Annotated in this window: 20 protein-coding genes; 8 read left to right on the top strand and 12 right to left on the bottom strand. The window is 73.4% G+C overall.

Translation table 11 applies throughout. The features are described 5' to 3' along the window. Positions 1 to 7: 7 nt before the first annotated feature. The 4 genes from ACIBK1_RS18850 to ACIBK1_RS18835 form a co-directional block, all read right to left on the bottom strand. Positions 8 to 451, bottom strand: coding sequence for a DoxX family protein (locus ACIBK1_RS18850; protein WP_051762230.1), 444 nt, complete (start codon positions 449 to 451; stop codon positions 8 to 10). 572 nt (positions 452 to 1,023) lie between these two features. Further along, positions 1,024 to 1,920 (bottom strand): LysR family transcriptional regulator, encoded by an 897-nt coding sequence (locus ACIBK1_RS18845; protein ID WP_030510611.1) that lies wholly within the window; start codon positions 1,918 to 1,920, stop codon positions 1,024 to 1,026. Between the two features lie 17 nt (positions 1,921 to 1,937). Continuing rightward, positions 1,938 to 2,375, bottom strand: coding sequence for an ester cyclase (locus tag ACIBK1_RS18840; protein WP_396736414.1), 438 nt, complete (start codon positions 2,373 to 2,375; stop codon positions 1,938 to 1,940). A 77-nt stretch (positions 2,376 to 2,452) separates the two neighbouring features. Then, complete coding sequence (locus ACIBK1_RS18835; protein WP_030510609.1) at positions 2,453 to 3,274, bottom strand: SAM-dependent methyltransferase; 822 nt, start codon at positions 3,272 to 3,274, stop codon at positions 2,453 to 2,455. A 116-nt stretch (positions 3,275 to 3,390) separates the two neighbouring features. Between ACIBK1_RS18835 and ACIBK1_RS18830 the strand changes: the two genes are divergently transcribed. After that, positions 3,391 to 4,296 carry a helix-turn-helix domain-containing protein gene (locus tag ACIBK1_RS18830; RefSeq protein ID WP_030510608.1) on the top strand — a complete coding sequence of 302 codons (906 nt, stop codon included), beginning with the start codon at positions 3,391 to 3,393 and terminating at the stop codon, positions 4,294 to 4,296. Here ACIBK1_RS18830 and ACIBK1_RS18825 read toward each other — a convergent pair. Continuing rightward, positions 4,220 to 4,510 carry a hypothetical protein gene (locus ACIBK1_RS18825; RefSeq protein ID WP_396736409.1) on the bottom strand — a complete coding sequence of 97 codons (291 nt, stop codon included), beginning with the start codon at positions 4,508 to 4,510 and terminating at the stop codon, positions 4,220 to 4,222. The genes ACIBK1_RS18830 and ACIBK1_RS18825 overlap by 77 nt on opposite strands. On the opposite strand from ACIBK1_RS18825, the gene ACIBK1_RS18820 reads away from it, so the two are divergent. Both ACIBK1_RS18820 and ACIBK1_RS18815 read left to right on the top strand, forming a co-directional pair. Next, entirely contained in the window at positions 4,430 to 5,155 is a 726-nt protein-coding gene (locus ACIBK1_RS18820) for a methyltransferase domain-containing protein (RefSeq protein ID WP_396737248.1), read from the top strand. The two genes, ACIBK1_RS18825 and ACIBK1_RS18820, sit on opposite strands and share 81 nt — an antisense overlap. A gap of 185 nt (positions 5,156 to 5,340) precedes the next feature. Next, entirely contained in the window at positions 5,341 to 5,682 is a 342-nt protein-coding gene (locus ACIBK1_RS18815) for an MmcQ/YjbR family DNA-binding protein (protein ID WP_363534378.1), read from the top strand. A gap of 258 nt (positions 5,683 to 5,940) precedes the next feature. Here ACIBK1_RS18815 and ACIBK1_RS18810 read toward each other — a convergent pair whose 3' ends face one another. Further along, positions 5,941 to 6,750 carry an SDR family NAD(P)-dependent oxidoreductase gene (locus ACIBK1_RS18810; protein ID WP_030510605.1) on the bottom strand — a complete coding sequence of 270 codons (810 nt, stop codon included), beginning with the start codon at positions 6,748 to 6,750 and terminating at the stop codon, positions 5,941 to 5,943. A gap of 86 nt (positions 6,751 to 6,836) precedes the next feature. Here ACIBK1_RS18810 and ACIBK1_RS18805 point away from each other — a divergent pair, with 86 nt between their 5' ends. Both ACIBK1_RS18805 and metE read left to right on the top strand, forming a co-directional pair. Next, positions 6,837 to 7,688, top strand: coding sequence for a helix-turn-helix transcriptional regulator (locus ACIBK1_RS18805; protein WP_030510604.1), 852 nt, complete (start codon positions 6,837 to 6,839; stop codon positions 7,686 to 7,688). A gap of 126 nt (positions 7,689 to 7,814) precedes the next feature. After that, the gene (gene metE / locus ACIBK1_RS18800) at positions 7,815 to 10,058 is read left to right on the top strand and encodes a 5-methyltetrahydropteroyltriglutamate--homocysteine S-methyltransferase (RefSeq protein WP_396736405.1); all 2,244 of its coding nucleotides are present in this window, start codon (positions 7,815 to 7,817) and stop codon (positions 10,056 to 10,058) included. 166 nt (positions 10,059 to 10,224) lie between these two features. On the opposite strand, the gene ACIBK1_RS18795 is transcribed toward metE, so the two are convergent. After that, complete coding sequence (locus ACIBK1_RS18795) at positions 10,225 to 10,899, bottom strand: response regulator (RefSeq protein WP_030510602.1); 675 nt, start codon at positions 10,897 to 10,899, stop codon at positions 10,225 to 10,227. Then, a complete protein-coding gene (locus tag ACIBK1_RS18790) occupies positions 10,896 to 12,380 on the bottom strand; it encodes a sensor histidine kinase (protein WP_081903841.1) in 1,485 nt (494 codons plus the stop codon). Before ACIBK1_RS18790 ends, ACIBK1_RS18795 begins: the two co-directional genes overlap by 4 nt. Positions 12,381 to 12,577: 197 nt before the next feature. Here ACIBK1_RS18790 and ACIBK1_RS18785 point away from each other — a divergent pair, with 197 nt between their 5' ends. Then, a complete protein-coding gene (locus tag ACIBK1_RS18785; RefSeq protein WP_030510600.1) occupies positions 12,578 to 13,582 on the top strand; it encodes a carboxymuconolactone decarboxylase family protein in 1,005 nt (334 codons plus the stop codon). 2 nt (positions 13,583 to 13,584) lie between these two features. Here the strand turns inward: ACIBK1_RS18785 and ACIBK1_RS18780 are convergent, their stop codons facing one another. The 3 genes from ACIBK1_RS18780 to ACIBK1_RS18770 form a co-directional block, all read right to left on the bottom strand. Then, positions 13,585 to 14,367 carry a PhzF family phenazine biosynthesis protein gene (locus ACIBK1_RS18780; RefSeq protein WP_030510599.1) on the bottom strand — a complete coding sequence of 261 codons (783 nt, stop codon included), beginning with the start codon at positions 14,365 to 14,367 and terminating at the stop codon, positions 13,585 to 13,587. Positions 14,368 to 14,378: 11 nt separating this feature from the next. Then, positions 14,379 to 15,497: an acetate/propionate family kinase gene (locus ACIBK1_RS18775; RefSeq protein ID WP_396736400.1), complete on the bottom strand. Its 1,119-nt coding sequence runs from the start codon at positions 15,495 to 15,497 to the stop codon at positions 14,379 to 14,381. A gap of 105 nt (positions 15,498 to 15,602) precedes the next feature. Continuing rightward, entirely contained in the window at positions 15,603 to 16,367 is a 765-nt protein-coding gene (locus tag ACIBK1_RS18770) for a class I SAM-dependent methyltransferase (RefSeq protein WP_396736397.1), read from the bottom strand. 71 nt (positions 16,368 to 16,438) lie between these two features. Between ACIBK1_RS18770 and ACIBK1_RS18765 the strand changes: the two genes are divergently transcribed. Then, complete coding sequence (locus tag ACIBK1_RS18765) at positions 16,439 to 17,008, top strand: CGNR zinc finger domain-containing protein (protein ID WP_357324286.1); 570 nt, start codon at positions 16,439 to 16,441, stop codon at positions 17,006 to 17,008. 94 nt (positions 17,009 to 17,102) lie between these two features. Then, on the top strand, positions 17,103 to 17,852 hold the full coding sequence (locus tag ACIBK1_RS18760) for an SDR family NAD(P)-dependent oxidoreductase (protein WP_396736394.1): 750 nt from the start codon (positions 17,103 to 17,105) through the stop codon (positions 17,850 to 17,852). A gap of 108 nt (positions 17,853 to 17,960) precedes the next feature. On the opposite strand, the gene ACIBK1_RS18755 is transcribed toward ACIBK1_RS18760, so the two are convergent. Beyond that, on the bottom strand, positions 17,961 to 18,695 hold the full coding sequence (locus ACIBK1_RS18755) for a PP2C family protein-serine/threonine phosphatase (protein ID WP_076441589.1): 735 nt from the start codon (positions 18,693 to 18,695) through the stop codon (positions 17,961 to 17,963). Positions 18,696 to 18,697: the final 2 nt, after the last annotated feature.

Genomic DNA, 18,697 nt, shown 5'->3' with positions numbered 1-18,697 from the left:
GATGTGGTCACGCCTGCACCGGCGCGGGCGCGTACGTCTCGACCTCCTGGTGCCGCATCCGGTGGATCAGCGTGTCCAGCGCCCAGGCGCCGGGCCCGAAGACCGCGACGAGGAAGAACGACCAGCAGAACATTGCCGCCGCCTCGCCGCCGTTCTGGATCGGGAACAGGCCCTGCGGCAGGTGGACGGTGAAATACGCGTACGCCATCGAGCCGGAGCACAGCAGCGCGCTGACGCGGGTGAGCAGCCCGACGAGGACGAGCGTCCCGAACACCAGCTGGATGGCCGCCGCCCACCAGCCCGGCCACGTGCCGATCGCCAGGGCGTGGCCGGTGCCGCGGTTGCCGCCCAGCACGCCGAAGATCGTCGCCGCGCCGTGGCAGACGAACAGCAGTCCCGTGACGATGCGGAAAAGCGAGAGGACTGGTCCCCTGATCTGGTCCGTTTTCATGTGATCACCTTCTTGTCGTGCCTGCCGGATGGGCCGCGTCGCATGCGCGCGGACACGATCCGGGCAGGCCGATGGGAACGCGCCGGAAAAGCTGAGATCCGGCGGAAGGGAAACGGGAAACTCCGGCCATCGCCTATTCGCAGTCATGGCGAAGTAAATCGGCCGTCATCTCCTGCGTTCTGTGGCTCACATTGTCGGCGGATTGGGCGTCCGGCGGTGCGAAGCCGCGCGGTTGTGCGAGCAAAAGACCCAGATCCGCTGGTCAAAGCCCAAATAAGCAGCATCGTCGCTGACGGCTTCGGCGGTTCGTCGGTGAACCACGTTGCCGCGCCTCGCTTATTCAGCGGTGAATATGCGCGGGGCGGCTAGCCCCAAGAATGCTGATATCGGTGTCGCTGGTCAAGTCTTCAAGTAATTCTCTGTCAGGAAGCGGCGACACGGTGTTGGGGAATTCACGACGCCGGCCCGGTCACCTGCCGGTTCTCCGGGGTCGCGGACGGTCCCGCCACGGGAGGCTGCGTGAAACTTTCTCGCATCAGTGCTCCGGCGTCAGCGCCTGGAACCCCTGGGCGCTACCTCGTCCAGAGGCACTCCTGCGCCGTACGCACGAGTGCCATCAGCCCGGCCGACAGCCGTTCACCCCGCCACGCGAGCGCGTACGTCAGGCGAAGGTCGCCCGCGTCCAGCGGGACGAAGGCGACGTCGTCCCTGCGGACGGACGTCACGACCAGGGAGGGGGTGGGCAGCAGGCCGACGCCGGCCGCGACCAGATCGAGCGCCGCGGCGAAGTCGTCGATCTCGTCGGCCACGACGTGCTGCCGGTGCGGCCCGACGCGGGCGGCGAGCCGCGCCCACATCCCGCCGGGCGGACGTTCCCGAGGCAGCAGGACGCGGTGCCGCGCGAGCCGTTCGGGCTGCACGCGGGGCAGTCCGGCGAGCGGGTCCCCGGCCGGCACGGCCAGATGCCCGACGGACACGTGGAAACGGGCGGCGGTGGTCAGCTCCCTCGGGAAGGGAGCGGCGAGGACGGCCGCGGTGACCTCGCCGGCGGCGAGGGCGGCGAGGGCGGCGGCCCGGCCGGCCGGGCACAGTTCCACCTCGGCCGGGGGATCGAGGCGTGCCATCCGGCGGGCGATCCGCGCCGCGAGGCCGCCGACCGGCGGGGGATAGGCCAGACGGACACCGGCGCCCTCCGGCGCGGCGAGCCGCCTCGCCTCCGCCGAGAAGGCGGCCGCCGACTCCAGCAGCGCCTCGGCGTACGGCAGCAGCGCCTTGCCGGCCGGCGACAGGTGGACCTCCCTGCTGGTCCGCTCGAACAGGCGGACCCCGAGCGTGCGCTCGAGACGGCCGACGGCCTGGCTCGCGGCGGGCTGGGAGACGCCCAGTTCGGCGGCGGCGCGGGAGAAGCTGAGGTGCCGGGCGACGAGGGTAAAGCAGCCGATGTCGCGCAGCGGCGGGCCGGAGTCCACGCTCCAGTATGGGGAGATCAGACGGTCCTGCGCAGACGCAGGTGGCAGCCCGTCTGGCGGTAGAACGCCACCTGGTCGTAGTAGAACCGCCCGCTGGAGAACACGCCGTCGTCGCCCATCGTGTAGGAGACCGCCGCGGGGAAGACCACGCGGCGGCCGGTGCCCATGACCTCCGTGCCGCCCGGCAGCAGCAGCACTCCGGTGTGGGTGCCGCTGAACGTGAACTCCGTGACGACGCTGTCGTCGAGGACGGCCCGGGTGGTGATCTCGTTGTGCAGGTCGGGGAACGCCGTGAAAAGCTGCCGGAAGTACCAGCCGATCTGCTCGTGACCCTCCAGCACCCCCGCAGGCGTGACGACCACGGCCCCCGGGGCGAGGCAGCGGAGCAGTCGCTCCTCGTCGTGAGAGCTGATCGCGTCCGTGATCGCGTCGAGCAGCGCGTTGATCTCGGCCATGCGCCTCCCGTCCCCATCCTGGAACTCCTACCCATGGAAACAGGTGGCGACGCAGGGGCGGAGCGAAGGGGGGCGGGTCAGTCCTTGCGGGCGACCCCGCACAGCGCGTCGACCTCGGACGCCTCCCCGAGCTGGGTGGGGTCGGGCCGCCACCGCGACACCGACACCACCCCCGGCTCCAGCAGGGTGAGGCCGTCGAAGAAGCGCGCGAACTGCTCGGGCGTCCGCAACCGGTAGGGGTCGCCGCCCTCGGCGCGGATGCGCTCCGCCTCGTCGGCCGCCTCGGGCAGGACGACCTTCGTGCCGTCCTCGAAGACCAGGTGGCTGCCGGACGGCAGGGCGTCCATGAGCCGGCGCACGATCGCGTACGCCTCCGAGTCGTCGAGCACCTGGCCCATGATCCCCAGCAGCATGAGGGCCACCGGCTCGCGGAAGTCGAGCGTCTTCGACGCGGCGCTCAAGATCTCGTCGGGAGCGCGTACGTCGGCCTCGATGTAGTCGGTCACGCCGGGCGGGCTGCTGGTCAGCAGGGCGTTCGCGTGCACCAGCACGAGGGGGTCGTTGTCCACGTACACGACGCGGGACTCCGGCGCCACCCGCTGCGCCACCTGGTGGGTGTTGTCGGCGGTCGGCAGGCCGGTGCCGATGTCGAGGAACTGCCGGATGCCCACCTCGCCCGCCAGGTGCCGCACGGCCCGGCCGAGGAAGCCCCGCGACTGCCGGGCGATGTCGACGATGCCGGGGTACGCCTGCCGGATCTGCTCGCCGAGTTCGCGGTCGACGGTGAAGTGGTCCTTGCCGCCCAGGAAGTAGTTCCAGATGCGTGCCGAGTGCGGCACGCTCGTGTCGAGCTTGGGACGGTGCTCCTCGCCGGGGCCGTCCACGAAGCCGTCGCTCATCCGGTCCTCCTGCCGTCACGTGATCAATGCCCACCTTAGAGACTCCCTGGCGCACGGCATAGCGGTGAAAACCGGCCCTTGAGTCTCCAGCCGGTGGAGAGACCACACTCGGAGTCATGGACGACGAGGGGCTGTTCACCATCGGATGGCTCTCCCGCCGCACCGGGATGCCGGTGCGCACGATCCGATACTGGTCGGACGTCGGCGCGCTGCCGCCTGCGGAGCGGAGCGAGGGAGGCTACCGGCTCTACGACGCCGGCGCCGTGGCCCGGCTGGAGCTCATCAGGACGCTGCGGGATCTCGGTCTCGGCCTGGACGACGTACGGCGGGTGCTGGAGCGGAAGGTCACCCTGGCCGACATCGCCGCCGTCCATGTGGACGCACTGGACGCGCAGATCCGCACCCTGCGGCTCAGGCGCGCGGTGCTCAGCACCGTCGCGAGGCGGCGGTCCGGCACGGAGGAGACGAAACTGTTGAACGAGCTGGCACGGCTGTCCGCCGAGGAGCGGCGGCGCATCATCGAGAACTTCGTGGACGAGGTCTTCGGCGGCCTGGACGCCGACCCGGAGCTCAGGAACCGGCTGCGGCACACCGAGATCGGCCTGCCCGACGACCCCACGCCCGAGCAGGTGGACGCCTGGGTGGAGCTCGCCGAGCTCGTGCAGGATCCCGGCTTCCGGCGGCGGATGCGCGACATGGTGCAACACAACGCGCGCAACCGCGGGGGGCAGGGGCCGGGAGGCTTCATGTGGTTCGCGAAGAAGGTCGCCTGGCAGGTGGGTGAGGCGCGGGAGAACGGGGTGCGCCCCGACTCGCCCGAGGCCGTCGAGGTCGTCGGCCGCCTGCTCGGCGACATGGACGCCGACGGCCGGGCGGCCGTCGTACAGCGTCTGGAGGCCGGGCTGTTCGCCGAGGCCGAGCGCTATCGGCACCTCATGGCCGTGATCAACGGCCGGGAGCCGAAACCGTCCCACGCGGACGACTTCGCCTGGCTCCTCGCCGCCCTGCGCGCCCATCCCTGACGTCCGGGGCGAGCGGCGCGGGAGCCGGCAGGCCGATCCGTTCGAATACGGCCTGCTGGAAGTGCGCGCAGCCGGTGACGTCGTCGTGGTCGCAGCCCAGTGCGCACTCGACCACCTCCAGGGCCGCTCGGGCCTGTTCTATGCGTCGCAGGAGCTCGGCCCGTCGCTGCCGGAGGATCTCCCGCCGCTCGGACGCGGCGCGGGCGGCGATCATCTCGCGGATCTCGTCGAGGCCGAGCCCGGCCTCCTTCGCCCGCAGGATCACGGCCACCCGGAAGAGGTCGCCGGGGCCGTAACGGCGCCGGTCGCCCGCGACACGGGCGGGCGTCAGCAGCGGTCCCGGCACCCGGGCCTGGAGTTCCGCCGGGCCGACGCCTGCGACCTGCCGTTCGGGGACGGCGAACTGACCGGTTATCGGGCCGACAAGGTCTACCACGCCCTGGATGATCCGGCGCGGGCGGCGGCCGAGGCATGGCGGGTGCTCGCCCCGGGCGGGCGGATCGTGCTGGTGGGGCAGGACTGGGACACCTTCGTGATCGACTCGGACGACCCCGCTCTCAGCCGGGTCATGGTGCACGCGAGGGCGGAGGCCGTGCCCAGCCCGCACGCGGCCCGCCGTCACCGCAACCTCCTGCTCGACGCGGGCTTCGCGGACGTCACCGCCGAGGTCCGTACGGGTGTCTTCACGGACGAGTCGTTCCTGCCGATCACCACCGGCCTCGCCGAGGGGGCGTACGCGGCGGGCGCGGTCACCCGGCGGCAGGCCGACGACTGGATCGCGGAACAGACCGGCCGCGCGCGGCGGGGCAGGCTGTTCCTCGCCGTGCCCATGTTCCTGGCGGCCGCCCGCCGTCCGTGAGCGCCGTCCGTGAGCACCGTCCGTGAGCATCGTGCGTGCGCACCGCCGGGGAGGTAGCCCGTCCGCTGGGGGCACGACGGCGTCGGCCGGAATGTCGGTGGCCGGGGCTATGGTGCGTCCGTGACGACGTTCGATCTTTCATTGCCGGCCGCGGTGGGGGCCGTCCGAGCCGAGGACGGCCTCTGATGGTCACGGCCGACGACGTGCGGCGGGTCGCGCTGACGCTGCCCCGCACCGAGGAAGCGCTGGTGCGCGACCACGTGAAGTTCCGGGTCAGGGGCATCGTGTACATCTCCATCTCCCCGGACGAGACCCTGATGGGCTTCGCGTTCCCCAAGGAGGAGCGGGAAGCCCTCGTGGCCTCCGAGCCGGAGAAGTTCGTCATGCCCCTGCCCTCGGACGAGCGCTATCAATGGGTCCGGGTCAGGATGGCGGCCATCGACGAGACCGAGATGCGGGAGCTCGTCGTCGACGCCTGGCGCATGGTCGTGCCCAAACGAGTGGCCGCCGCCTACGACGCGACCTGATTCGCCGGGAAGCGGCACGACGCCGCAGGCAGGCGGAATGACCGGCGCGTGATCCATAAGCACGGTCAATGGATCGCGGGAGCCGGACGCGGGGCCGGAACGCTGCGGCCGAAGTCGGTGGCCGGATTCGGCCGGCAGGCCCCGGGAACCGCAGGTGAGGCGTCGGCCACCGCAGTGGACGCGTCCGCTGGCCTGGACACCACATGGGCGGAGCCCGCCGGCAGGCCCGGCACCGCAGGGGAAGATCTCCGCCCTGGCTCAGACTCGGGCGCCGCCGTCGACCCGCAGGACGGCGCCGGTCACGAAGGAGGCGCGGTCGCTCAGCAGCCAGGCGGCGGCCTCGGCGATCTCGGCCGGGTCGGCCCCGCGGCGCAGCGGTGTCCAGGCCGTGAGCCGCTCCTGGAGACCCGGGGACTCCGCCTCCCAGGCGCGGATCATCTCGGTGAGCGTGTTGCCGGGGGCGATGGCGTTGACCCGGATGCCTTCGGGGCCGTAGGTGACGGCGGCCGACTCGGTGAGGCTGTTGACCGCCCGTTTCATCGCACCGTAGGCCGGCAGCTCCGGGTTGCCTCCCCAGCTGCCGACGGACGAGTTGTTGACGATGGCGCCCGTGCCCGCGGTGGCCCGGATCGCCTCCACCTCGGCGACCATGGCCAGCCAGACGCCCTTGAGGTTCACGGCGTAGACGAGGTCGAAGTCGGCCTCCTGCATCCGGTCCAGCGGGCCGGGCGGCTGGCCGATCGCCCCGTTGTTGAAAGCGACGTCGAGCCGGCCGTACAGGTCCACCACGCGGTTCACGGCGGCCCGCACGCTCTCCGTGTCGGCCAGGTCGCACACCACGTAGTCGGCGGTGCCGCCCGTCGCCCGGATCTCCTCGGTCACCGTCTTGAGCTGGGCCTCCGTGCGGGCCGCGAGCAGCACTCGTGCGCCCTCCCGGGCGAACAGCCGCGCCGCCGCGGCTCCGATGCCGCGTCCGGCGCCGCTGACGAAGGCGACCTTGCCGTCGAGCAGGCCGGGAGCGCCGGGCGGGGTGGGGATGGTCGTGCCTGTTGTCGGTGTGTTGTCCATGCCAGTGAGCCTGCGCCGACGGGCGCCGCTCCATCCAGGCATCGGCAGTACCTGGATCGCTCGCGCGCTGCGCGCACACTGGAGGTGTGAACCGACGAGAACTGGCCGACTTCCTGCGCAGCAGGCGCGAGCGGATCAGCCCTGCCGACGTGGGGCTGCCCGCGGGGCCCAGGCGCCGCACCCCGGGGCTGCGGCGTGAGGAGGCGGCGCAGCTGGCCTTCATCTCGACCGAGTACTACACGCGGCTGGAGCAGGCCCGCGGTCCGCACCCGTCGCGCGAGGTGCTGGCCGGGCTGGCCCGGGCCCTGCGCCTGTCGGACGCCGAGCGCGCCCACCTCCACCACCTCGCCGGCGTCTCGCCCGCCCCGCCGCCGGGGCCCCCGCGGGAGGTGCGGCAGAGCATCCTGGACCTGCTGGCGAGGCTGCCGCAGGCCGCCGCGTTCGTGACGTCCGCCACGCTCGAGGTGCTCGCCTGGAACGAGTTGGCGGCCGCCCTCATGGAGGACTTCTCGGCCCTGTCCCGGCGCGACCGCAACCTGGTGCGCCGCGTGTTCATCGGCCCGCACCGCGAGGGACGGCGGTTGTACGGGGTCTCCGACGCCGACGACTTCGCCCGGCACGCGGCCCGGCGCCTGCGTGCCGCCGCCGCCCGCTACCCGGACGCGCCGGAGGTCACCGGGCTGGTGGACGAACTCCTCGCGAAGAGCCCGGAGTTCGCACGCCTGTGGGCTTCCCACGACGTCACTGACGGGCCCACGCTGTGCAAGACCTTCCAGCATGCGATGGTCGGCCCGGTCACCGTCAACTGCGACGTCCTCGACATCGCCGACCGCGATCAGCAGGTGGTGATCTACACGGCCGTACCCGGTTCGCCGTCGGAAGAGGCGCTACGGCTGCTGTCGGTCATCGGCACGCAGCGCATGGACGCCCCCCGTTGACCGGCCCCGTTGACCAGCGCGGGTGACCTGTCGAACTGATCCATAAGCGTGCTCGATAGATCCGCCGGGGCGGGACGGGACGAGGAGAGGATGCGGGGCGTCCTGTTCGACGTATGAGGAGTGGTGATGACGTCGTCTTTTCCCGCATCGACCGTGCTGGGATATCCGCGGATCGGGCCGGATCGGGAGTTGAAGCGGGCGCTGGAGTCCTACTGGGAGGGGCGTTCCGGCCGGGCGGACCTGGAGGAGACCGCACGGCGGTTGCGGGAGGACACCTGGCGGCGAATCGCCGCGCTCGGACTGGAGGGCCTGCCGTCGAACACGTTCTCCTATTACGACCAGGTGCTCGACACGGCGGTGCTGCTGGGCGCGGTGCCCGCGCGCTACCGGCACGACGACGACCTGGAGACCTACTTCGCGATGGCCCGGGGCGCCGAGGGGATCGCCCCGCTGCGCATGACCAAGTGGTTCGACACCAACTACCACTACATCGTTCCCGAGATCGGCCCGGACACGGTCTTCTCACTCGACGCCGCCAAGCCGCTGGCCGAGGTGCGCGAGGCCCGCGCGCTGGGACTGGAGACCCGGCCGGTGCTGGTCGGGCCGGTGACGTTCCTGCTGCTGTCGCAGGCCGCGCCGGACAGCCCAGAGGGCTTCGCCCCGCTCGACCGGCTGGACGACGTGGCCGAGGTGTACGCCCGCCTGCTGGCCGAACTGGCCGCGGAGGGCGTCGGCTGGGTGCAGCTGGACGAGCCCGCCCTGGTCGCCGACCGCACCCCCGCCGAGCTGGCCGCGGCCGAGGCGGCGTACGGCCGGCTGGGACGGCTGGAGAACCGGCCCGCGCTGCTGGTCGCCTCCTATTTCGGCGATCTCGGCGACGCGCTGCCCGTGCTGGCCGGAGCGCCGGTCGAGGCCGTCGGCCTGGACCTCGTCCGGGGCTCGGCCCACGGTGTGGACGCCCTGGGTGTGGAGGCGCTGGGTGTGGAGGCGCTGGCCGGCAAGACCGTCGTCGCCGGCGTGGTCTCGGGACGCGACGTGTGGCGCACCGACCGGGACCGCGCGCTGGCCACGCTGCTCGCCGTGCGGGAGCGCGCCGGGCGGGTCGTGGTGAGCACGTCGTGCTCGCTCCTCCACGTGCCCTACGACGTGGGGCGCGAGACCGGCCTCGACCCCGCGCTGCGGGAGCGGCTGGCGTTCGCCGAGCAGAAGGTCGCCGAGGTGGCCGAGCTGGCGGCCCTGCTTGCGGTCACACCCGGGCATCACCTGCCCGAACATCCCGCCGCACAGGAGCGCCCGCACACCTTCCCGGCCCGGACGGCGGAGGGCCGCGCCCCCTACGCCGTACGGGCGGCGGCGCAGGCCGAGCACCTGAAGCTGCCGCTTCTCCCGGTCACCACGATCGGCTCCTTCCCCCAGACGGGCGAGCTGCGCCGGGCCCGGGCGGCCCTCGCGGCCGGAGAGATCGGCGAGGCGGCCTACGAGAACATGGTCCGCGCGGAGATCGAGCAGGTGATCGCGCTGCAGGAGCGGCTGGGGCTGGACGTCCTCGTGCACGGCGAGCCCGAGCGCAACGACATGGTGCAGTATTTCGCCGAGCACCTCGACGGCTTCGCCGTCACCCGGCACGGCTGGGTCCAGTCGTACGGCTCGCGCTGCACCCGCCCGCCCATCCTGCACGGCGACGTGCGGCGGCCGGGGCCGATCACGGTGAGGTGGGCTCGGTACGCGCAGTCGCTGACGAGCACGCCGGTCAAGGGCATGCTCACCGGCCCGGTGACGATCGTGGCCTGGTCGTTCGTCCGCGACGACCTGCCGCTGCGCGAGGTGGTGTTCCAGGTCGCCGACGCCGTACGGGAGGAGGTGGGCGACCTGGAGGAGGCGGGCATCCGCGTCATCCAGGTCGACGAGCCCGCGCTGCGCGAGCTGGTGCCGCTGCGGCGTGCCGAGCAGGGCGCCTACCTGGAGTGGGCCGTCGCCGCCTACCGATGGGCCACCTCGGGTGTGAGTGAGCAGACGCAGATCCACACGCATCTGTGCTACTCGGACGCCGACCAGATCCTCGCGGCGATCGACGCGCTCGACGCCGACGTCACGAGCATCGAGTCGGCGCGTTCGCGGGGACGCGTGCTGGGCGTGGTCGGCGGCTTCTCCCGTGGGCTCGGACCCGGCGTGTACGACATCCACTCGCCGCGCGTGCCGGGCGCCGACGAGGTGGAGCACCTGCTCACGGAGGCGCTGCGGACAGTGCCCGCCGAGCGGTTGTGGGTCAACCCCGACTGCGGGCTGAAGACCCGCTCGTACGAGCAGGTCGAGGCGGCGCTCGCCAACGTGGTCGAGGCGGCGGCCCGCCTGCGCGAGCGCCGCTCCTGAGCGGTGGGCCCGAGCACCGCCCCCGGGCGCGCCATGCCTGAGCGGTGGGAGGTGGGTGCAGGCCGGGAGCGAGAGCAGGGCGAGACCGCGGCCACGGGCGTACGCAGACGTGTGGAGGTGATCGGAGAGACCCCGCAGTACGCGTCCCCGGGGCCGGACGGACGGTTCAGCGGGGCTTGGCGGACCCCCGGGGGACCACCAGGCCGGACTCGTAGGCGAAGACGACGAGCTGCGCCCGGTCCCGCGCGCCGAGCTTGGTCATCGCCCTGCTCACATGGGTCTTGGCGGTGAACGGGCTGATCACCATGTGCGCGGCGATCTCCTCGTTGGTGAGGCCGTGCGCGACCAGGGCGACGACCTCCCGTTCGCGGTTGGTGAGCTGCTCCAGGGCGGCCGTCGGCAGGGCGTCCGGCGGGCGGGAGACGTACTCGCTGATCAGCGTCCGGGTGACCGCCGGTGACAGCAGGGCGTCGCCGCGCGCCGCGACCCTGATCGCCTGGACGAGCTCCGCCGGGTCGGTGTCCTTGAGCAGGAAGCCGCTCGCGCCCGCCCGCAGCGCGTCGAACACGTAGCGGTCGAGCCCGTAGTTGGTCAGGATCACCACCCGGGTGGCGGCCAGGCGGGGATCGGCGGCGATGCGGCGAGTGGCCTCGATGCCGTCCATGACCGGCATCTGGATGTCCACGAGCGCGACGTCGGGGAGGTGCCGCTCGGCCAGCGCCAGGCCCTGGCTGCCGTCGCCCGCCTCGCCGACCACCTCCACGCCGTCCTCGGCGTCGAGCAGCGCCTTGAAGCCGGCCCGGATGAGCGCCTGGTCGTCCACCAGCAGCACCCTGATCACGCCGCTCCCTCCGTGACCGGGAGGGGCAGCTCGGCGTGGACCGTGAAACCGCCGTCCGCTCCCGGACCGGTCCGGAGCCGCCCGCCCAGCCCGGACACCCGCTCGCGCATGCCGGTGAGCCCGACGCCCACCCGAACCGCTTCGGGCCCGATCGCGGTGCCCGTTCCGGAAGGCTCGTCCGCTCCGCGCCCTGGTGTCTCGGCGCCCCTGCCGTCGTCCTCGACGAGTACGACGAGGGCGTCGGGCAGATAGCGGACGTGCACGGACGCCGAGGCGGGGCCCGCGTGCCGCGCCACGTTGGTGAGCGCCTCCTGCACGATCCGGTAGGCGGTCAGGTCGACCTCGGGCGGAAGGGCGCGGGGCGTGCCGCTGACCGCGAGCGTGGCCGGCACGCCCGCCGACCGCGCCCGATCGACCAGCTCGCCGATCCTGTCGGCACGGGCCGCGCCGGGCGCGTCGTCGGGGCCGGGTTCGCGCAGCACCTCCAGCGTCGCGCGCAGCTCCCGCATGGCGTCCGCACTCGCGTCCTGGATCGCCAGCAGCGCGGGCGGCACGTCGTCGCCCCGCTTGCGCGCGAGATGGACGGCCACTCCCGCCTGCACCTTGATGATCGAAATGCTGTGGGTGAGCGAGTCGTGCAGTTCCCTGGCGATGCGCAGCCGCTCCTCGCCGGCCCGGCGCAGCGCGACCTCCTCGCGGGTGCGCTCCGCCTCGACGGCGCGCTGCTCGGCCTGGCGAAGGTACGCCCGCCGTTGCCGGGTGACGACTCCCGCCACGTTGGCGGCGACGAACCAGCCGACCAGCAGGCCGACCCGGTCCACCACGTCGCGCGGGGTCCGTGCGCCGAGGTCCGACAGCTGCTCCAGCAGTACACCGGCGAGGTAGGCGGCGCTGACCGACGCCGCCCACACGCGCCGGCCCACGGTGGCCGCCGAGAACACCGTGAGCAGGAGGGGGAACGCGGTCGCGGTCTCGGGTTGCACCAGCAGGGCGTAGGCCAGCATGCAGGCCCCGGAGACGACGAGCGCCGTCACCGGCGCCGCCCGCCGGGCGGCGAGGGCGAAGGACCCTCCCACCAGGAGCAGGTAGCCCACCACCCCCAGCTGCGCGGGCCCGCTCGGCGCGCCGGGAACCAGGGTGCCGCCCGCGAGCAGCACCGCCACGACAGCCGCGAGCGCGGCGTCCGACCCGTAGAACCGGGGAAGGCGGCGACGGCCGGCCCCCGCCCGGTCGTCCCCGAGGGCCGGCTCGTCCGTGAGAGGCGGTCCGTCCGTGAGGGGCGGTCCGTCCTTCAGAGGCGGTCCGTCCGTGAGGGGTGGTCCGTCCGAGCGGGCCACTTCGTCCTTGAAGGGCGGTTTGCCGGGGAGTCCCGGCAGGTCCGCGAACGCCCGTGGGCCGGGCGACGCCGGCTCGTCCACGGTCACCGGTGAGCGAGACTCCCGTGGGCTGGGGGACGCCTGCCGTCCGCGATCGCCGTCCATGTCTGAAGGGTAAACCGAGGCCGATTCGGCCCGCCTCCTCCCGGCGGACCCATCCGGCGCTACTCCCGCGGGAGTACGGCCGCCACCCTGCAGCCGCGCCGGGAGCGGCCGGGAACGCATTCCGCCGTACGACGACGGGGGCGACGGCGCTCGGCAGGATCGGTTCGCATGACAGCACGACCGATGAGGAGGCGGAGATGCCGACGCCCTACCGCTATGTGACGCCGGTGCCCACGGAGGCGGCGGCCGGCCTGATCGCCCAGGTCTACGCGCAGATCGCCCGTGATTTCGGCATGGCCCGCATGCCGCTGTTCCTGACGTTGTCCCCGGCTCCCGAGATGCTCGCGGCCACCTGGGCGATGCTGCGTGAGTCGCTGGTCGCCGGGCAGGCCCCGAGGGCGGCCAAGGAGGTCGTCGCCACCGGGGTCTCCCTCGCCAACAAGTGCCCCTTCTGCGTGGACGCCCACACCGTGCTCCTGCACGCGACGGGTGAGCACGAGCTGGCCGAGACCGTCGCACGCGGGGAGAAGCCGTCCGATCCTGAGCACGCCCGGCTGTTCGCCTGGGCCACCGGCACGGCCACGTCCGGGCAGGCGCCGCCGTGCCCGGAGGGTCACGCGGCCGAGCACATCGGCACGGCCCTCGCCTTCCATTTCATCAACAGGATGGTGTCGTCGCTGCTGACCGACGACCTCCTGCCGGCCGGGCTGCAGCGCTCCCGGCTGGTACGCGGCCTGGGCGGCAGGGCCCTCGCCAAGACGGTACGCCGCAGGCTGCCGCAGGGCGAGGCGCTGCCCCTGCTGCACGGGCTGCCCTCGGGCCCCGCCCCGGCCTGGGCGGCGGGCGCCCCGGCCGGGACCGCGTTCGCCGCGCTGCGGGCCGCGGCGGGGGAGGGAGGTCATCTGCTGGGCGACTCGGCCAGGGAGGCGGTCGTGGAGGCCGTCGCGGCCTGGGACGGCGAACACCCTCCGCTGTCCGGCTGGCCGTCCGGTCCGCTGGCGGACGTCGCGCCCGCACAGCGCCCGGCGGCCAAGCTCGCCCTGCTGGCCGCCCTCGCGCCGTATCGGGTGGCCGACGCGGACGTGGCCGCCTGGCGGGAGGCCGGGGGCGGCCGGTCCGACGCCGACCTCGTGCGGCTGCTGGCGTTCGGGGCGATCACCGCCGTCCGGCGGATCGAGGCCGCACTCGCGGTGCCCGCCTGAGGTCAGACCTCCAGTTCGCCGGACCAGATGGTCACGGCGTGCCCGGCGAGTTCGACGCGGTCGCCGCGCAGGGTTGTGCGCACGGTCCCGCCGCGCCGCGACACCTGCTCCCCGACGAGCGCGTCCCGGCCGAGCCTGGCCGACCAGTGCGGCGCGAGCACGCAGTGGGCCGACCCGGTGACCGGGTCCTCGGGCACGCCCACCCGGGGGCCGAAGAACCGGGAGACGTAGTCGGCGGAGGTGCTTTCGCCGGACGCCGTCACGATGACGCCGCGGGCCTCGACCTCGGCGAGCCGCGCCATGTCGGGCTCGGCGGCCCGGACCTCCTCGGCTGACCCGACCTCGACCAGCAGGTCGAACTCGCTGCGGCCGGTCCACACCGGCGTGACGCCGAGTGCCTCGACGAGGCCGTCCGGCGGCGGGCACGGCGTGGCCTGCTTCGCCGGGAAGTCCATCGCGATCAGCCCGCCGTCCGCCTGCTCGGTCGCGAGCACGCCGCTCTTCGTGTCGAACTCCAGCCGCCCGGACTCCCCGAGAGAGTAGAGGACGTGCGCGGTGGCCAGGGTGGCGTGCCCGCACAGCGCGACCTCGACCGCGGGGGTGAACCAGCGCAGCGAGCACGGCCCCTCGGCCTGCCCGAGAACGAAGGCCGTCTCCGAATGGCGCATCTCGGCGGCCACCGCCTGCATCCACTCGTCCGGCACGGTGTCGTCGAGGAGGCAGACCGCGGCGGGATTGCCCCGGAACGGCCGGTCGGTGAAGGAGTCCACGGTGAAGATGCGCATGTCTGCGGATTCTACGGCCGCCCGCCTCCGCCACCGGGCCGGCCGAGCGCGGCGAGGGTCTCCCGGGCGACCTGGAGCTCCTCGCGGGGCCGTACGACGAGGACCGGCAGGCGGGCGCCCGGCGGACTGACGACGCCGTCCCGGTCCACGTCGGTCACGGCGGGGGGCTCGACGCCGAGCAGCGACAGCCGGCCGCACACCGCCTCGCGCACCTCGGGCTGGTCCCAGCCGATCTCGCCGGTGAACACGAGCGCGTCGAGCCGGTCGAGAGCGGCGGCCGAGGCGGCGATCTCCCGGCTCACCCGGTAGGCGAACACGTCGAGCGCCAAGGCGGCGGCCTCCTCAGGTGAGGCGACCAGGTCGCGGGTGTCGCCCGACAGGCCGTCGGACAGCCCCAGCAGGCCGGAGCCGTGCTCCAGCCCGTCGCTCAGCTCCTCCAGCGTGAGGCGTGCGCCGGACAGCAGCCACAGGAGCATGCCGGGATCGACGCTGCCGGAGCGCTTGCTCATGGGCACACCCTCCAACGGAGTGAACCCCATCGAGGTATCCACGCTCCGGCCGTCCCGCACGGCGCAGACCGAGCATCCGCCGCCGAGATGCGTGAGGACCAGGCTGACCTCCCCGGCCGGGCGTCCGAGCAGCTCGGCCGCACGCCGGGTCGCCCACGCGTACGACAGCCCGTGGAAGCCGTAGCGGCGCAGGCCCCAGCGCCGCCGCCACTCGGCGGGCAGGGCGTAGGTCGCGGCGGCGGCGGGAAGCCCGGCGTGGAAGGCGGTGTCGGGACACAGCACGTGCGGCACGGACGGCAGCACCCGCCGGGCCGCCTCGACCAGCGCGAGCGCGGGCGGCACGTGCAGCGGCGCGAGGTCGGCGTATCCGCGTACGGCCTCCACCACGTCGTCGTCGGCGACCGCCGGAGCGCGCACGGCCTCGCCGCCGTGGACGAGCCGGTGACCGACGGCGGTCACCTCGGTGTCCGCCCCGGACAGGAAGTCCGACAGCGTGCGCTCCGCCGCGGCGGGGTCCGGGCTGTGCTCGCTGTGCTCGGTCCGCACCACGCGGCCGTCCCGCACCAGATGCAGCTGCAGGCTGCTGGAGCCCGCGTTGACGGTGAGCACGGTCGGTGTCATGGCGTTCGTCTATCCGGCGGCCCGGCGGGCAAACCCCGGCGGCCGCCGGAAAGAACGGCCGGAAGAACGGCCGAAAAGATCGGCCGGGAAGAACGGCCGGGGAGACTACGGACGCACGGCGCAGAGCAGGCGGTTGTCGCCGCGCTGCCACAGCGTCCCGATCTCGGCGAAGCCCGCCGCGCGGAGGGCCTCGACATGGGTGGACAGGTGAAGCGACTCCGAGCCGTGGTGCGCCGCGGTGGCCGGCCGGGGTGCCGCGACACCGGCGAGGTCGGGGTCGGCGGCGATCGCGTCCCACCACTGGCGCCAGTCCTCCGGACGGCCGCCGGCGAAGCGCCGCCGCTCCTCGCTCTCGTGCACGGCCCGCTCCAGCCGCGCCAGCTGGGGAGTGGTGTCCTCGGAGCTGAAGTGGTCGCCGTTGAGGAACAGCCCACCCGGGCGCAGCACGGTCGCGAGCTCGGCGTACACGGCGCGCAGATGGGGCTCGGCCAGCCAGTGCAGCGCGGTCGTGCTCACCGCCACGTCCGCCGGGCGGTCGAGGCCGAGCGCCCGGCTCCACCCCGGCTCGCGCAGGTCCAGGTCGGCGAGGCGCAGGCCGTCACGGTCGCCGTACGCCGCCCGGGCGAGCGACAGCAGGAGGGGATCGGCGTCGACCGCCACGACCGTGGCCCCGGGAAGACGGTCCAGCAGGCGGGCCGAGAGCGAGCCGGGGCCGCAGCCGAGGTCGATCACCAGGGGGTCCGGATGGCCCATGCCCGCCTCGACGGCGTCGATCAGCGCGGTGAAGCGTTCCTCCCGATCGGGGAGATAGCCCTCCTGCTGGCGGTCCCAACGGTCGATCCACCTGGTGGCCACGTCGATCGTGAGCATGCCGACTCCTTGTAACTGGCGTGTATGCTTTCGGCAGTTACAACGTAGAACGCAAGGGCGTAACTGGTCAAGTGAATTTCAACAGTCACACCGATGCTGTGGTGTCGATCGCGGTCGGCCTGGTCAACACGCTGACCGAGGGTGAGGCGCGGGGCCGGCCGTACGCGCCGCCGACGGGTGAGGCGCGGGCCGCCGCGGTCGGCGACGTCCTCGCGGCCGGCGACAGCCGGGCGCCCGAGGTCGCCGAGGAAGAGGTGGACGCGCTCGCGGAGGTCGCGGGGCGGCTGCGCGGCGTGTTCGAGGCGGTGACGCGTGGCGACGTGGACGCGGCGGCGCTCGCCCTGAACGGACTGCTGGCCGAGACGGACGCCCGCCCGCACCTCGACCGGCACGACGGGGAGCCCTGGCACCTGCACTTCCACGGCGCGGGCGGCACCCTGGCCGGCAACTACGCGGCCGGTTGCGCGACCGGCCTCGCCGTGGTGCTCGGCAGCGAGTTGCACGACCGGCTCGGCGTGTGCACCGCGCCGCACTGCGACCGCGTGTACGTGGACACCTCCCGCAACGGCACCCGCCGCTTCTGCTCCACGGCCTGCCAGAACCGGGTCAAGACCGCCGCCTTCCGGGCACGCGGCGCCTGACCGCTCTGTCGCCTGTCTCGCGGGCCTGACGGTCGGAACGCGAGGTCCGATCGCCGCCGGACCTCCCTGTGGCGCCGCCGCCATGCTCGACACCATGAACGAGATCGACGACATGAACGGCAAGGCGGCCCTGGTCACCGGGGGTGGCCGGGGGATCGGCGCGGCGGTCGCACTCAAGCTGGCCGAGCGCGGCGCGGACGTGGCGCTGACCTACGAGCGCGACGGGGACAGCGCGGCCGCCGTGGCCGAGAAGGTGAAGGGGATGGGCCGGCGGGCGCTGGTCATCCGGGCCGACAACGGCGACGCGAAGGCGGTCACCGCGGCCGTGGACGAGGCGGCCGCGGAGTTCGGCCGGCTCGACGTCCTCGTGAACAACGCGGCGGTCTTCCACGTCGCGCCGATCGAGGACCTGGGGCCGGAGGAGGTCGACCGTACGCTCGCGGCCAACGTGCGCGGGCCGTTCCTGGCCGCGCGGGCGGCGGCGGCCCACATGACCGAGGGCGGCCGGATCATCACCATCGGAAGCAACATGGCCGAGCGGGCCGTCTTCCCGGGCTTCGCCCTGTACGCGATGAGCAAGACGGCCATGACCGGAATGACCAAGGGGCTCGCCCGTGACCTCGGGCCGCGCGGCATCACGGTCAACCTCGTCAACCCCGGCCCGACCGACACCGCCTCGAACCCGGCGGACAGCCCCATGGCGGACACGATCCGGGGGCTGACGGTCCTCGGCCGCTACGCGGAGCCGGGCGACATCGCCGAGACCGTGGCCCACCTGGCGGGCGACGGCGGGCGTTACGTCACCGGGGCGACGATCAACGTGGACGGCGGCTGGGCCGTCTGACGTCCGTCCGGGCACACCACCCGGGCGCGGCCCCGGCGTCGGGCGCTGTCCGGCTGTGCCCCGCTGCCGGCTGCGGGGTCCTCCGACGGGCGCGGGACGGGGCGGGTCTCAGGCGTCGGCGGCTTCGACGTCGGCGACCACGCACGAGATGTTGTCGGGTCCGCCGCCCTCGTTGGCCAGCTCGATGAGCCGGCTGACCGCCTCCTGCGGATCGGCCACGGTGGTGAGCACGTGGTGCATCGCCTCGGGTTCGAGCACGGCGGAGAGCCCGTCGGAGCACAGCAGATAGCGGTCGCCCGGGTGCACCTCGCGCAGCGAGAGGTCCGGCTCGGCCAGGCCGCTCGTCTCCAGCGCCCGCAGCAGCAGGGACCGGCGCGGATGGCGGGCGGCCTGGTCGGGGCTCATGCGGCCGTCGTCCACCAGCGACTGCACCAGCGTGTGGTCGCGGGTGATCTGGTAGAGCGCGCCGTCACGCAGCATGTAGGCCCGCGAGTCGCCCACGTGGGCCAGGGCGAACTTCCCCTGGCCGTCCCACAGCATCGCGGTGACCGTGGTGCCCATCCGCTCGAGTGCCGGGTCCTGGGCGGCGAGGTCGCCCAGGCACTGCCCCGCCTCCCGTACGGCGTCCGCGAGGGCGGCGGCGACGTCGGCGGGAGCCGGACCGTCCTCCAGTCTGGCCAGTGTGGAGATGACGGCCGCGCTGGCGACCTCGCCGTGTCCGTGTCCGCCCATCCCGTCGGCGATGGCGAGCAGGCGCTCGCCGGCGTGCACCGAATCCTCGTTGTTGGCACGCGAGCGCCCGACGTCCGACCCCGCGGCGTACCGAATACGGTTGTGCGTCATGG

The organism is Microbispora rosea (genome assembly GCF_044460045.1).
Classification (GTDB): domain Bacteria; phylum Actinomycetota; class Actinomycetes; order Streptosporangiales; family Streptosporangiaceae; genus Microbispora; species Microbispora rosea.
This window is presented reverse-complemented; position numbering and strand designations above follow the sequence as displayed.